This window comes from Lacticaseibacillus casei DSM 20011 = JCM 1134 = ATCC 393 (genome assembly GCF_000829055.1).
GTDB lineage: Bacteria > Bacillota > Bacilli > Lactobacillales > Lactobacillaceae > Lacticaseibacillus > Lacticaseibacillus casei.
Genome location: NZ_AP012544.1, coordinates 1,913,319 through 1,927,904, shown reverse-complemented (window position 1 = coordinate 1,927,904; position 14,586 = coordinate 1,913,319). Strand labels below are relative to the sequence as shown.

General features: G+C 46.3%; 12 protein-coding genes. 11 read left to right on the top strand and 1 reads right to left on the bottom strand.

Annotation, left to right across the window (positions count from 1 at the left end):
• Nucleotides 1-332: 332 nt before the first annotated feature.
• From rfbA to rfbD, 4 genes are all read left to right on the top strand, one after another.
• Entirely contained in the window at nucleotides 333-1,208 is an 876-nt protein-coding gene (gene rfbA / locus LBCZ_RS09435; protein WP_025012899.1) for a glucose-1-phosphate thymidylyltransferase RfbA, read from the top strand.
• Nucleotides 1,208-1,780: a dTDP-4-dehydrorhamnose 3,5-epimerase gene (rfbC, locus tag LBCZ_RS09430; protein WP_025012898.1), complete on the top strand. Its 573-nt coding sequence runs from the start codon at nucleotides 1,208-1,210 to the stop codon at nucleotides 1,778-1,780. The genes rfbA and rfbC overlap by 1 nt, the downstream gene beginning before the upstream one ends.
• A 2-nt stretch (nucleotides 1,781-1,782) precedes the next feature.
• Entirely contained in the window at nucleotides 1,783-2,808 is a 1,026-nt protein-coding gene (gene rfbB / locus LBCZ_RS09425; protein WP_025012897.1) for a dTDP-glucose 4,6-dehydratase, read from the top strand.
• 70 nt (nucleotides 2,809-2,878) lie between these two features.
• Nucleotides 2,879-3,721 (top strand): dTDP-4-dehydrorhamnose reductase, encoded by an 843-nt coding sequence (rfbD, locus tag LBCZ_RS09420; protein WP_025012896.1) that lies wholly within the window; start codon nucleotides 2,879-2,881, stop codon nucleotides 3,719-3,721.
• Between the two features lie 61 nt (nucleotides 3,722-3,782).
• On the opposite strand, the gene LBCZ_RS09415 is transcribed toward rfbD, so the two are convergent.
• Nucleotides 3,783-4,676: an LCP family protein gene (locus LBCZ_RS09415; RefSeq protein ID WP_025012895.1), complete on the bottom strand. Its 894-nt coding sequence runs from the start codon at nucleotides 4,674-4,676 to the stop codon at nucleotides 3,783-3,785.
• 158 nt (nucleotides 4,677-4,834) lie between these two features.
• On the opposite strand from LBCZ_RS09415, the gene LBCZ_RS09410 reads away from it, so the two are divergent.
• From LBCZ_RS09410 to LBCZ_RS09380, 7 genes are all read left to right on the top strand, one after another.
• Nucleotides 4,835-5,599 carry a tyrosine-protein phosphatase gene (locus LBCZ_RS09410; protein ID WP_025012894.1) on the top strand — a complete coding sequence of 255 codons (765 nt, stop codon included), beginning with the start codon at nucleotides 4,835-4,837 and terminating at the stop codon, nucleotides 5,597-5,599.
• Nucleotides 5,600-5,860: 261 nt separating this feature from the next.
• Nucleotides 5,861-8,041: an AAA family ATPase gene (locus LBCZ_RS09405; RefSeq protein ID WP_052253358.1), complete on the top strand. Its 2,181-nt coding sequence runs from the start codon at nucleotides 5,861-5,863 to the stop codon at nucleotides 8,039-8,041.
• 656 nt (nucleotides 8,042-8,697) lie between these two features.
• Nucleotides 8,698-9,099, top strand: coding sequence for a Spx/MgsR family RNA polymerase-binding regulatory protein (locus LBCZ_RS09400; protein WP_010491576.1), 402 nt, complete (start codon nucleotides 8,698-8,700; stop codon nucleotides 9,097-9,099).
• Nucleotides 9,100-9,452: 353 nt separating this feature from the next.
• The gene (locus LBCZ_RS09395; protein ID WP_025012893.1) at nucleotides 9,453-11,384 is read left to right on the top strand and encodes a fructose-bisphosphatase class III; all 1,932 of its coding nucleotides are present in this window, start codon (nucleotides 9,453-9,455) and stop codon (nucleotides 11,382-11,384) included.
• Nucleotides 11,385-11,518: 134 nt separating this feature from the next.
• Entirely contained in the window at nucleotides 11,519-12,349 is an 831-nt protein-coding gene (locus tag LBCZ_RS09390; protein ID WP_025012892.1) for a YitT family protein, read from the top strand.
• Between the two features lie 382 nt (nucleotides 12,350-12,731).
• Complete coding sequence (locus LBCZ_RS09385; protein WP_025012891.1) at nucleotides 12,732-13,295, top strand: hypothetical protein; 564 nt, start codon at nucleotides 12,732-12,734, stop codon at nucleotides 13,293-13,295.
• Between the two features lie 135 nt (nucleotides 13,296-13,430).
• Nucleotides 13,431-14,318 (top strand): sortase domain-containing protein, encoded by an 888-nt coding sequence (locus LBCZ_RS09380; RefSeq protein ID WP_025012890.1) that lies wholly within the window; start codon nucleotides 13,431-13,433, stop codon nucleotides 14,316-14,318.
• Nucleotides 14,319-14,586: the final 268 nt, after the last annotated feature.

The following is a 14,586-nucleotide window of genomic DNA, read 5'->3' as shown; positions in this document are numbered from 1 at the left end:
AATCGCCTATTTTTTGAAGCGACGGACCATTTGGAATTAAATCCTAGTTTAGAAAGTTGATTAAGAGGGCTTCGATTCCTTAATCTGATGGGGATACCGAAGCCATTCTTTATGAAAGATTTTAATGAAGCTATACATTTTAAAGCAGCAAAATCGAACTTTCTTTGTTACTAGATAACTGGTGAGGCTTAGGCACACGGCTTGCAGTTTATTCAGAATGGAGTTATTAATTGTCGGAAGAATATATTTCAAGGCTACCTGTATAATTTTTCGGGATTTTGATTGTGTTCCACTGAGTTTTGAATCACGCAACACAAAGGGGAGATATTTTAATGAAGGGAATTATTTTAGCGGGTGGGTCTGGGACTAGGCTTTATCCAATAACTAAGGCAACCAGTAAACAATTAGTACCTATTTACGATAAACCGATGGTGTATTACCCTTTTTCCGTTTTAATGCTGTCTGGAATCAAAGAATTCTTAATTATATCAACACCAGAATTTTTGCCACAATTTGAAAAGCTCTTTGGTGATGGACGCGATCTTGGGTTAAACATCCAGTACAAAGTTCAGAATGAGCCTAATGGGCTTGCTGAGGCATTCATCTTAGGTGCAGACTTCATTGGTACTGACACCGTTGCATTGGTTCTTGGGGACAATGTTTTTTACGGTGCAGGTCTCTCTAAATTGTTACAGGATGCTGCTGCGAAAAAATCAGGCGCTACTGTCTTCGGTTATCAAGTCACTGACCCAGAACGTTTTGGGGTAGTTGAATTTGACGACCAACAACATGCCATTTCAATTGTTGAAAAGCCTAAGCATCCGCGTAGCAATTATGCGGTCACGGGATTATATTTCTATGATAACGATGTCGTGAACATTGCAAGGAATGTCAAACCTTCAGCTCGTGGTGAATTAGAAATTACAGATATTAATGAAGAATATCTTCGACGAGGACAATTAGATGTCAAAGTCATGGGTAGAGGATACGCATGGTTAGATACAGGAACTCATGATTCGCTTCTAGATGCTTCAAGTTTTGTGGCAACTATCGAAAAACAGCAAAATTTAAAAGTGGCTTGCCTTGAAGAGATTGCTTATCGTATGGGATACATAGATCTTAATCAGCTCAAGAAACTGGCACAGCCGCTCAAAAAAAATGATTACGGTCAGTATTTGCTGCGGCTCGTTAAGGAGGAACTTAAATAATGGCTTTGAAAACACTACCTACTAAGTTAACAGATGTTAAGTTAGTTGAAACTGATGTATTTGGCGACAATCGTGGATTCTTCACGGAAACCTATACACGTGAAAAGTTTGTGGAAGCCGGCATCAAGAATGATTTCAATCAGGATAATCAGTCCCTATCGGCGGAGGCAGGGGTTCTCCGAGGGATGCATTATCAGATGGCACCTTACGCTCAAACTAAACTCGTACGCGTTGTAACTGGTGTCGTAGAGGATGTTTTGGTTGATATCCGCAAAGGTTCACCTACTTATGGTCAATGGGAAGGTTATATTTTAAGCCAATATAATCATCGACAATTGTTGGTGCCTAAGGGTTTTGCACATGGTTTTATTACCTTGACACCAAATGTTAACTTTGTTTACAAGGTTGAAGGTTACTATGCACCTGAAGCTGATCGAGGTATTGCGTTTGACGATCCTGATATCGGTATCGAGTGGCCGATGTCAACCGCCCACCTTATTATGTCGGAGAAAGATCAGCATCATCCACAGTTAAAGGATGCTGAAAACAATTTCGTTTATGGGGAGATTTGATAATGAAACTAATGATTACAGGCGGTGCGGGCTTTATTGGCTCAAACTTTGTTCATTTTGTTTATAATAACCATCCGGATGTTCAGATTATGGTTTTGGACAAACTAACTTATGCAGGAAACAAGGCAAACATTGAAGATGTTTTAGGCGATCGGGTGAAGTTGGTAGTCGGCGATATTGCTGATAAAGAGCTGGTTGATAAACTGATGGGTCAAGTTGATACTGTTGTTAACTTCGCGGCTGAAAGCCACAACGACAATTCACTGATTAATCCAGACCCATTTTTACATAGCAACGTAATTGGAACGTACACATTGCTTGAGGCCGCCCGCAAATACGATGTGCGCTTTCACCATATCTCAACGGACGAAGTATATGGTGATTTGCCTTTGCGCGAAGACTTGCCTGGCCACGGAGAAGGCCCTGGTGAGAAATTCACGGTCAACAGTCGGTACAATCCGTCAAGTCCATACTCTTCAACTAAAGCAGCGAGCGACATGTTGGTTCATGCGTGGGCACGCTCTTTTGGCGTACGCGCTACGATCTCGAATTGTTCGAATAACTATGGTCCGTATCAACATATTGAAAAGTTCATTCCACGACAGATTACCAATATTCTGAGCGGTATCAAACCAAAGCTTTACGGAACCGGGAAAAATGTTCGTGACTGGATTCATACGAATGACCATTCATCAGCTATTTGGGATATTCTTACCAAAGGCAAAATTGGTGAAACTTACCTGATCGGTGTCAATGGCGAAAAGGACAACAAGACGGTTCTTGAATTGATCTTGAAGTTAATGGGCAAACCGACCGATTACTATGATCAAGTTAAAGATCGTCCAGGTCACGATATGCGCTATGCGATTGATGCGTCCAAGACTCGAGAAGAGCTGGGCTGGAAGCCAAAGTACACAGACTTTGAAGAAGGCTTGGCGGACACAATTAAGTGGTATACCGATCATCGCAGCTGGTGGCAAGATGAGAAGTCCGCTGTTGAAGAAAAATATCAAAAAAATGGTCAATGATGGTTCCTAAACAAGATCATTGATGCGAGATATCAATTGATTGACATGTAAGAGGTCGAGGAGAAGATACATGAAGATTTTGATTACTGGTGCGCAAGGCCAGCTTGGTACTGAATTACGTCACTTGTTAGATAATCGTGGGATTTCTTATCGGGCAACTGATGCAAAAGATCTTGACATTACTGACGAAGCTGTTGTTGATCAGTATGTTAAGGAATACCAACCGGACGTCATTTATCATTGTGCTGCGTATACAGTCGTTGATAAAGCTGAGGATGAAGCTAAGGCGCTTAATCAACTGGTTAACGTTGATGGCACTCGAAACTTGGCAAAGGCTGCGGCGGCCGTTGACGCGACGTTGGTTTATATTAGCACGGACTACGTTTTTGATGGTGACAGCAAGGAAATTTATACTGTTGATGATCAGCCTGCCCCACGTAATGAATATGGCCGGGCAAAATACGAAGGCGAACAGGAAGTTCAAAAATACCTGAAAAAGTACTATATTATTCGGACGTCTTGGGTTTTTGGGGAATATGGACACAACTTCGTCTACACGATGTTGAATCTTGCAAAGACACACAAAGAGTTGACAGTGGTCGATGATCAGTATGGCCGACCGTCTTGGACCAAAACGTTAGCAGAGTTTATGACGTTTGCAGTTGATCACCACCTGGATTACGGCATTTACCATTTATCTAACGACAACAGTTGTAACTGGTACGAGTTTGCCAGTGCAATTTTAGCTGATAAAGATGTGACAGTTAAACCTGTCTCATCAGCTGAATACCCGCAAAAAGCATGGCGACCGCGGCACTCTATCTTAGACTTAAGCAAGACGAAGGCAACTGGTTTTAAGATACCGACGTGGCAAGATGCTTTGAAGGAGTTCATAGCGACTATTAATAAATAGAATGCGCAATTCGGAAGGGTAAACAAAAAGCAGTGATGCGCCTTGCATCACTGCTTTTTGTTTACTTTGCGTCCAACGCATCCTGAATCACGTTGTGTCCGCGTGTTAGTTCAGTGTCTGACATTACTTCATAATCCTGACCATCGATATTCTTTCCGGTACCATGCAGTTGGTCACTCTTGATCGTATTACCGGCGTCCCGATAGGCAGTTGCCAGGTTTTTAACTGATCCAAGAGAAACATCAGAGCGGACGTTTTTACCAACAGCATTTAGGAATTTCTGACTAATTACGGTTGTCGGATTCTTCTTCAACTTACCAATAACCGAAGTGAGAATAAGCTGTTGTCGCATCTGTCGCCCATAATCTCCTTGAGGATCGTCATAACGCATACGTGAGAACTTCAGCGCATCGCTACCTGAGAGGTCATAAGACTGTCCTTTAACAAAGGACTTACCTTCATAGTCGAAACTCAGTGGTGAGGTGACAGTGACGCCGCCAACGGCATCTACCATCTGTTCTAGGCCTTTCATGTTGACAAGTAGGTAACCGTCTAGTTTGATGTTCAAGAGCTTCTCAACGGCTTCCATGGCCGTGTCAGAGGAGCCGTAGGAATAGGCGGCGTTGATTTTGATGGTGACATCATCGAAAGTAACTTTGGTGTCACGCGGTACCGAAAGCATGGTGGTTGTCTTTGACTTCGGGTTTAGAACCATCACAATCATAGTATCGGTGCGGCCTTTATAGGAACGGCCAAGTTCACCGGTGTCGGTACCGAGTAGTAAGTAAGCAACGGGTTTTCCGCTGGTGGTTTTGTCGTCTGAAGATTTGTTGGTCTTCTTATTATAGGAATAAATTTGCGATGTTGAATTATGAACCATATAGTACACGAAACCGCCAAACCCCAGAGCGGCAACGAGTACGACGAGCAGAACGCGTACTAGGATCTTTTTCATTTCTAAACCTCATTTCCTCCGTAATCTTTTGATATTATACCGCAAAGTGTGCTATCTCGCTGATCTATTGCGAATCGTTAACAAACTGTTATAAAAAACAATTTGACGTTGGCAGCGCTTCAATAGATACTAGGTAGTATTGGAAGGGGAACTGAATGATGATTGACGTGCATTGCCATATGTTACCGGGAATTGATGATGGCTCAAAAGATTTGACGACTTCACTGGAATTAGCGAAAGCGGCGGTTGCCGACGGGATTACGCATGCTTTGATGACGCCGCATCATATGAATGGGCATTATACGAATCATGCAGCGGATGTGATTCGGTTAACGGACGAGTTTCAAAATGAGCTGGAAAAACGCGATATTCTGCTAACGGTTTTTCCATGCCAAGAGGTCCGCATTAATGGCGACCTGTTAGAAGCGATTGACCACCACGACATTTTGACTTGCGACGTAACCGGCCACTATGTCTTGATCGAATTTCCGTCTGATGATGTGCCGCTTTATACGCAGAATATGTTGTTTGAAGTGATGCAACGCGGGATGGTGCCCGTGATTGTGCATCCGGAACGGAACACTCGGCTGATGAAGCATCCGGGTTTGCTCTATCAAATGATTGAGCGTGGTACGTTTGCACAAGTGACCGCCAGCAGCTATGTCGGAACGTTCGGCAAAAAGGTTCAGCAATTTTCAGAGGACATTATTGACGCAGGCCTGGCACATGTATTTGCCTCTGACGCGCATCACTTGCCTGGTCGTAGTTATGAGATGTCCGCAGCGTTCAAGCGCCTGGAGCGTAAACGTGGCGAAAAGAAGGCTAAGATTTTCGAAGACAACGCCCGGGCGCTGGTCAATGGTGATCCGCTAATGCGGTTTAATGAGCGGAAAATTGAAAAGCGGCTGCTGTCGCGGTATTGATACTTTAAGTTGCCTGAAAAAAAATATTTCTGAAATAATTAGCACTAACCTTGTTAGAGTGCTAATTTCGTGCTATAATACATTATGTAAACAAGGAAAAGGCGCAATGGCCTAAGCCCAGGCCATTGCGCCTGAGGCCCTTACACGGAGGTCTCTGGGCTGGTGAACGCGTTTTCAGAGAAGTATCAAACTTCTCTGCACAGAACCATACCAAACGCACCGCCTTTTCCCCGCACATTCCCAACAAGGAGGAATTCAGCTATGACAAACTTTAACGATCCGTTTTTCAACAATCATGATATGGACGATATTTTTAATCAGATGCTTCAAGGAATGGGTAAAGGTGAATCAGCCCGGTATGTGGTCAACGGCCACGAAATGACGCCTGATGAATTTGCTCAGTATCGTGCGACTGGTCAGTTGCCGAAGCAGGGCGATGAAATTCCGGTTGCGACCACTGGTGAACAGGCCGTCAAGAAGGGCGGTATCCTTGAGAAGCTTGGTCGCAACCTGACGCAGGAAGCCAAGGATGGTTTGCTTGATCCGGTTATTGGCCGGGAGCACGAAATTCAAGAGACTGCCGAGATTCTGAGTCGGCGCACGAAGAATAATCCGATTTTGGTCGGAGATGCCGGTGTCGGCAAGACGGCGGTTGTTGAAGGCTTAGCGCAGGCGATTGTGAAGGGTAACGTGCCAGAAGCGATTAAGGATAAGCAGATTTGGTCGATTGATCTGTCGAATCTGGAAGCTGGGACACAATATCGTGGCAGCTTTGAAGAGAAGATTCAGAATCTGATCAAAGAAGTGAAAGCTGCTGGCAATGTCATTCTGTTCTTTGATGAAATCCATCAAATTCTCGGTGCCGGCGCAACTGGTGGCGAAGAATCGGGTGGCAAGGGCTTGGCCGATATTATCAAGCCAGCATTGTCTCGCGGTGAGATTACCGTGATTGGCGCGACCACCCAAGACGAGTATCGCAATACCATCATGAAGGATAGCGCATTGGCGCGTCGATTCAACGATGTCACCATCAACGAGCCAAGCGCTGCGGACACGGTCAAGATTTTGGAAGGTGTCAAGAAGCTTTACGAACAACACCATCACGTTCAGTTGCCGGAAAATGTTTTGAAGGCAGCGGTGGATTACAGCATTCAGTATATTCCACAGCGTTCTTTGCCTGACAAAGCGATTGACCTGATCGATATGACCGCGGCACATCTGGCAAGCAAGCATCCGATTGTCGACAAGGTTGAACTGGAGAAGCAAATCAAGGATCTGAACGCCCAAAAGGATGCAGCGGCGAAGGCTGAAGACTTTGAAAAGGCCGCCAGCCTTAAGAAGGAGATTGCCGACAAGCAACATCAGCTTGAAGGAACGAACGACGAGAAGCCTGTTGTGGCAACCCCGAATGATGTCGCTGCGGCGGTTGAGCGGTTGACCGGCATTCCGGTATCGAAGCTTGGGGCGTCTGACATTGAACGTCTGAATGGCATTGGCAAGCGCCTGAAGGGCAAGGTCATTGGCCAAGATGAAGCCGTCGATATGGTGGCTCGGGCCATTCGCCGGAATCGGGCTGGTTTCGATGAAGGCAACCGGCCAATTGGCAGCTTCCTGTTCGTTGGGCCAACCGGTGTCGGGAAGACTGAATTAGCCAAGCAGTTGGCACTGGATCTTTTCGGCAGCAAAGATGCGATTATCCGCTTAGATATGTCTGAGTACAGCGATCGTACCGCCGTATCCAAGTTGATTGGTACTAGTGCCGGGTACGTTGGCTACAACGACAACAAGAACACGCTGACTGAGCAGGTACGCCGGAATCCATATTCGATCGTTCTGCTCGATGAAATCGAAAAAGCTGATCCACAAGTCTTGACGTTGTTGTTACAAGTTTTAGACGATGGTCGGCTTACCGATGGCCAAGGCAATGTTGTGGACTTCAAGAACACTGTCATCATTGCCACTTCCAATGCTGGCTTCGGCAACGAAACCTTAACTGGCAAGAAGGAAAAGGACGAAGACTTAATGAAGCGGTTGGCGCCTTACTTCCGTCCTGAATTCCTGAACCGGTTCAACGGTATTGTTGAATTCAGTCACTTAACCAAGAAGGACTTAGGCAAGATTGTTGACCTGATGCTTGAAGACGTCAACAAGACCTTAGCTAAGAAAGGCATCACCTTAACAGTGACTGCGGCAGCTAAGGATTGGTTAATTGCCCAAGGTTACGATGAAGCGATGGGTGCACGACCATTACGGCGGGTCATTGAACGTAATATTCGTGATAAGGTAACCGACTTCTATCTGGATCATCTCAAGGCGAAGAAGTTGCAAGCGGATCTGGTTGACGACACCATCGTCATCAGCGAAGCCCAGCCGACTGGCGCAAGCCTCAGAAAGAAGCCGTTGGCGCAAAGTAATCGTATCTCGCCAAAACATTTAAATTAAAACCGCCCGTTAGATTGGGTATGCTTCATAGCCGTCAAGTGCGAAAACGCTTGGCGGCTTTTTTTGGTCTCAAGAAAGTTGTATAATAAAATTTAAAATAAATTGTGCACGTCCTTTTTCGAGCGAAAATCTTCCCTGTTGCTTGCTTGAGGTAGTGCAAAAGCCTTGCGCACAAGGCTTTTAAAGAACTGATATTTGGCAAAAATATTTAAATGTTAGTAATCGCAAATTATTTTTTCAAAAATTGTTATTGAAAGCGATATAAGCTTGTGCTAAATTTGATGTAAGCCAACCGGTGATACGAAACTGAAATATCAGATTTCATGCTAAAAATTCACAAAGGGAGCAGGCCCTAATTTAGGCGCCATCGTTGTTATTTAATTATTGTAGATCATGACTTTGACTTCAACCGTTCATTTTTTAACGACCAGATTCATGTTGGTCAACGTCGCTAAACGGCTGAAACCCCAGTCACATAGCATGAGAGTGTCTTTATTGTCATAAGTGCCTGAATGTGTTAAATTATTATTAGGATAATAAAATGGTGTCGTAAGTAAATCATCATAGGACTTGTGAACGTTGTTAGCATTGAACACGTGGGCGGTATTAGCAGAGAAACGATAAGATATATTATCGTTTTGTTGAGGGGTGATTGGATGATCAAGTTGTATACATCAGGTTCGTCAAAATCGAGTCGCGAAGCTAGAGCGTGGTTAGAAGCCAACGGACTGCCGTTTGAGGAGATTTCGTTGTCGAAACAAGGCATCAGCAAAGCGCAGATTTTGGAACTGTTGGCCCGATCGGAAGATGGCATCGATAGTTTAGTCTCACGGCGTTCAAAGGCGTTTCAGGCCCTTGATGTTGATTTTGATGCATTGTCACTTAAAGAAGCGGTTGATTTGTTATCTAAGCAGCCAGCCATTCTCCGTCGGCCGATCATTGTAGACGATCGGCGCTTATTGTTCGGGTTTAACCAAGATTCAGTCCGCGTCTTCTTACCGCGCGAAGTTCGCCGGCAAAAGTTGTGGGCAGCGTTGCTGAACACTTCGAGTGTGTGAAGGGTTCGGCAACGAGCAATTTTGATAAGTTAGGTTTATGCATTAAAGAGTCCCGTCTGTGACATTGGCAGATGAGACTTTTTTTGTTTGCGTACGCTTTTGAAAATAGCGGATCAACAAAACTTAGCGACTGAGCTTGAAATCGTTGGTATAGTTTTCGGGTTACCTTAATCAGCTTATCTTTCGAAAAGTTCCAATTAAAAAGCAGTGGTTATGTTCCGGTTGCTAATGGCGCTACCACCGTCATATGATGAATTTCCTTCAAAAAGTGGTGAAACCGTATACAAAATTCTGAAATATGCTATCATATTGCCATGAGCCAAAAATTGGTCTACGTGAAAGGAAGCTATTTCATGGATTTGTACAGTGAGCTGACGGCAAAATATCAAACGATTCCAGCCATTGCAACCGAGATTATTAATCTAGAGGCAATTTTGAATCTACCTAAGCCGACAGAAGCGTTTATGAGTGACATCCACGGGGAATATAATGCGTTTCAGCATGTCTTGCGCAATGGCAGCGGCAATGTCAAAAGCAAGATCCGATCCTGTTTTCGGGATGAAATGACTGAGAAGACATTGCAGCGCTTTGCCTTTTTAGTGTATTACCCGTCTGAACGGTTGGCTGCGATTCATCAGGAGATGGATGGTGACGATCTGCAGCAGTGGTATCTGACCACTTTTCGGCGCTTGATCCGGTTGTTGGCTTTTACGGCGACGAAGTATACGCGTTCGAAGGTGCGTAAGGCAATGGCGCCGGAGTTTGTTTATATTACCGAAGAGCTGCTGTATAACGATGCTTCGATGCAGGACAAGTTGGCCTATTACTGGCAGATCATTCATAACCTGATTGTTTTGGAGCAGGCAGATGAATGGATTGAGGCCACCTGCCGAACGATTCAGCGGCTGACCGTTGACCATTTTCATATTGTCGGGGATATCTACGATCGGGGACCGGCCCCGGATCAGGTTGTTGAAAGTCTGATTCGGCGCGACCAACGGCATTCGGTGGATATTCAATGGGGCAATCATGATATTTTATGGATTGGCGGCGCAGCGGGATCGGCGTTGTGTATTGCCAATCTTGTGCGGATTTCGGCGCGGTATAACAACCTGAGCATTCTGGAAGACGTTTATGGGATTAACTTGCGGCACCTGGCGCGGTTGGCGGAGCAATATTATCAGGATAATCCGGCATTTTCACCAAAGTTGGGGCGGTCGGATCGCCCGATTACCGAGGCGGAGCGCCTGCAGATCACCCAAATTCATCAAGCAATCGCGATGATTCAGTTCAAGCTTGAGGGTCCAACGATTAAACGGCGGCCCGAGTTTGAGATGGATCACCGGTTGTTGCTGGATAAACTCGCACCGGATTTTGCTACGATCGAGCTTAATGGCCATACTTATCCGATTGAAAATGGCTGCTTCACCACGGTCGATCCCGCCGATCCGTACCGTTTATTGCCAGAGGAAAAGGAAGTCATTGATTCGCTGGTGGAGTCGTTCACGCATTCCGAAAAGCTGCATCGTCACATGGATTTCCTGATCAATCGCGGCAGTATGTATTTGCGCTACAATCGCAATCTGCTGTTGCATGGGTGTGTGCCTGTGGACGAAGATGGCAATTTTATCGGCTTAACCATTGATGGCACCACTTATGCCGGCCGTCAATTATTTGACATGCTGGAAGCCAACTTGCGCCTGGCGTACAGTCAACCGAATGAAAAGGCCGATTTGGCGACTGACTTGTTATGGTATTTGTGGACCGGACCGAATTCACCGCTTTTTGGCAAGCACGACATGACGACGTTTGAACGGTACTTTATCAAGGATCCTGCGACCCATGTGGAAGGCCGCAATCCTTATTATCATTTGCGCAAGGATCCGGATTTTATCAAGAAAATTTTGGAGGAGTTCGTCCTCGATCCGGAAGTCGGGCACGTGATTAATGGCCACACCCCGGTGAAAAAGGGTACCGATCCGATTATGGCGAATAACAAAATGATTGTCATCGATGGTGGCTTTTCCAAACCTTATCAAAAGACGACTGGGATCGGCGGCTATACGTTGCTGGACAATTCCTATGGGATGCAGCTGGTGACGCACCAACCGTTTACTACGAAGGCGGATGCCATTGCCAATCTGACCGACATTATTTCCACACGGCGGGTTGTTGAAACTGAAGCGCGCCGTCGCACGGTGGCAGAAACCGATATTGGCACGGCGCTTCAAGCAGAAGTCGAAGTTTTGAAACGGCGGTTGGCTGAACTGCGTAACGGAGATTAAACAAAACTCGTCTATCAGCTAAGAAAACGCACATGCTGGCGCTCTTAACAATTGCGTTTGTCAACAAGTTACTTTTCCCGTATATTATTAATATGATAAGAAACGGATGAAACCCAAACGGAAAGGGTGGCTTGATGCAGAAAACGATGCGGCATCCCGTGCTGAAATGGCTGTGGATCATACTTGCGCTCGCGCTGATTGCGGTGAGCATCAATATGTTTTACGCACCGCATGCGGTGGCAGCAGGCGGGGCAACCGGTATTGCCATTCTGGTGCAGGAAGTAGCCGGTGTTCAGGTGGGAATCACCACCATGGGCGTCAACCTGTGTATGTTGGCGTTAGCGTGGTTCTTCCTTGATCGCAGCACACTTAAGCGGATTCTATTCGGCAGCTTTATGTTGCCGCTGTTGTTGTGGCTCACGCCTGAGATCAACCTAGTGAGCGATCGGTTACTGGCCATCATTGTTGGCAGTGTTGTTTTCGCGTTCGGCGTTGGATTGCTGTACCAAATGGATGCCTCAAGCGGCGGAACCACGGTGCCACCGCTGATTTTTAAAAAATACTTCGGGCTAAAACCGTCGCTGATGTTGTTAGTCACCGATATTGTTGTGTCGTTGTTTAACATCCCGGTTTCTGGCGTCGAAGCGTTTATCTTGGCAGTGTTTGCCTTGACGATTACCAGCCTGGTTATGAACTATGTTGAAACCGGCTTTGATCGTAAAAAGGCGGTCTATGTCATGAGCGACCAACTGCCGCTGATCAAACAGCAGATTCGCGATGAAACGTCCCATGGTTTAACCGTTCAGCAAGTTGTTGGCGGCTTTTCCGATGAAGCTAAAGAAATGCTGATGGTGGTTGTCGAGCAGAGCAACTTCAAGCAGCTGATTGAATTGGTCCATGCAGTCGATCCGCATGCATTTATTTTGACCGTCGCCGCGACTGAAGTGCACGGCGGCAGTATCTGAGCAAGCAATTTGTAGGCATGATATCATGTGAACGGGACTTCCAGTGACAAACTTGATTGTCATCTGGGAGTTTTTTCATGGACAGATCACGCTAACCTTTGTCTGCCTCAAAAGCGCACCTGTACTCGAAAAACAACGGTCGTTAGTCAATGCCCGTAACCAAGTTTTAAAAATATTTCTTTTATAATATGGCATAATAAAGCGTAAATGGCTTAATAGCGAGTATTATTTTGATTATAAATAACAAAGACACTTTCTAAAGGTAAGCACATTTGTTTACCCGCTATATTAATTTGTGCATAATCTAAAACAAGAGATGGCCATCTCTAAAAAAGAATTTATGTGGTAAGTCAGTTTCATAATATGGACTGGGGGAGTCTATATGTTACGCAAGAGTCTGTTGACTTTCGCTCTTGTGGCAAGCGGACTGGTGGCAACATCAGCTGTCGGCTATCACATTCAGCATCAAGACGTGGCCGGATCGCGTATCACAACAAGGGAGAAAGCTAATGCTGTAAGTGCTTCAAGCGATTTGCTTAATGCTAAACTGGCGGCGCTGCCTGTTGGACAGACAGAGACGCTGGCGCACGGAGCAAGTGGTTCAGGCGTTACGACGAGTCAAACGGCGTCACCGACGCAAGTTAAGGCGACACCGCAATATCATGTATCCGTTGTTAAAAACGCACCGGTAAGTTCACTCAAGTATTTTGGTTTACAGGTTTCAAATTCAGCGGCAAGTCAAACCGAAGCTAAGACAACGGCAGTTAAAACAGCTGCTGTTACCACCAAGGCAAGCGCAACGACCGCATCTACAGTCGCCGCTGGCAGGAGAACGCCATCGACACTATCGACTGTTAAAACTGCAGCTGTCAAACAAACAGCTACCGCAGCGGCTAAGAAGACGACAGTTGCCGTTGATTTACTTGACGCGACGGCGGCTGTTTAACCGGCTGGACAGGCAGTTGCCCATCCGAAGTGGTCCGTTGTCGCCAGTGTTACTAGCAAAACAACGACCAAGCAGCCTGTTGCAACTTCAACGCAGGTTTCGACTAGCAAAGCAACCACTTCTTCCGCTGTCGCTGTGACAACGACGAAGACGGCAACCGAGACCCAGGTTTCTGGTGCTCCTGCAGCTCCAGCCAAGGTAACCACCTCGGCACCAGCCGCAAGTACGACGACAGCGCCAGCTACGAAAGCTCCTGCGCCGGCAGCAAAAGCATCAACACAAGCCGCAACGAGCTCATCGACAAAGGTTGATCTGCTCAACAGCACGGCAGCTTCACAACCGGCTAATCAATCGGTTGCCCATCCGAGCTGGTCAGTTGCTTCAGGTGCCGTTGCTAGTCAACAGCCAGCTGCCCAAATTGCAGTCAAGGCTTCGACACCAGCATCGGTAGCTTCAAAAGCTTCAGTTGCTTCCACACCAGCGCCAGCCGCTAAACCAGCTGCCGCACCGTCGACGACGCAAGCCTCTGCACCGGCGGCAACACCAGCACCGGTTCAACAGGCAAAGCCAGCACCAGTCATTACACCAGCGCAACCAGTTAAACCACAAGTTCAACCCGCACCAACTTATGCGAGTCGGGTCTTGATGTTTGCTGGGGTCACCGTACCGTATATCATTGGTAACGAAAGTATGGATGCTGCGCCGGCTAATGGCGCTGCTACTTGGGGCGGTCAAGCTAACTACAGCAATAACAGCGGCGAAAATACGCACTTTATCGGGCACAACCCTGGAGCGTTTGCCGCAATGCTGTCGTTAGGCATCGGTTCGCCGATCACCGTCACGGATGCAGCCGGCCAAGCCCGCACGTATCACGTTTATCGGTTAGCAACCGTTAACCCGAACGCGGTCACCGCGGATGGTCAGGATCTGTGGGATGACATCACCGGTACTGGCGGTGGTCAACGCATCACCTTACAAACATGTGTCGGTGACTACTGGCGCCTGATTGCCTTTGCACGCTAATAAAAAGCGCTGCACAGACATCGGCATCAAAATATGACAGGAAATTTAGGCAGTTATTTTAAGCCTCAGCAAGTAGAAAGATCGCGATACTCATGAATTAAAAAGCCGCCGTCAAGTCAGAAGCTTGACGGCGGTTTTTAATTTGGACTGAGCGAACAAAACCTTTTGGATATTGGAATACATTCGCAGTTTGGTCTCTTAGGATAATTCAGTAGGGTTATTAAGATACTAGTGCCAAGGCGGAGCAATCGTAGGCCAGATGGGGCTC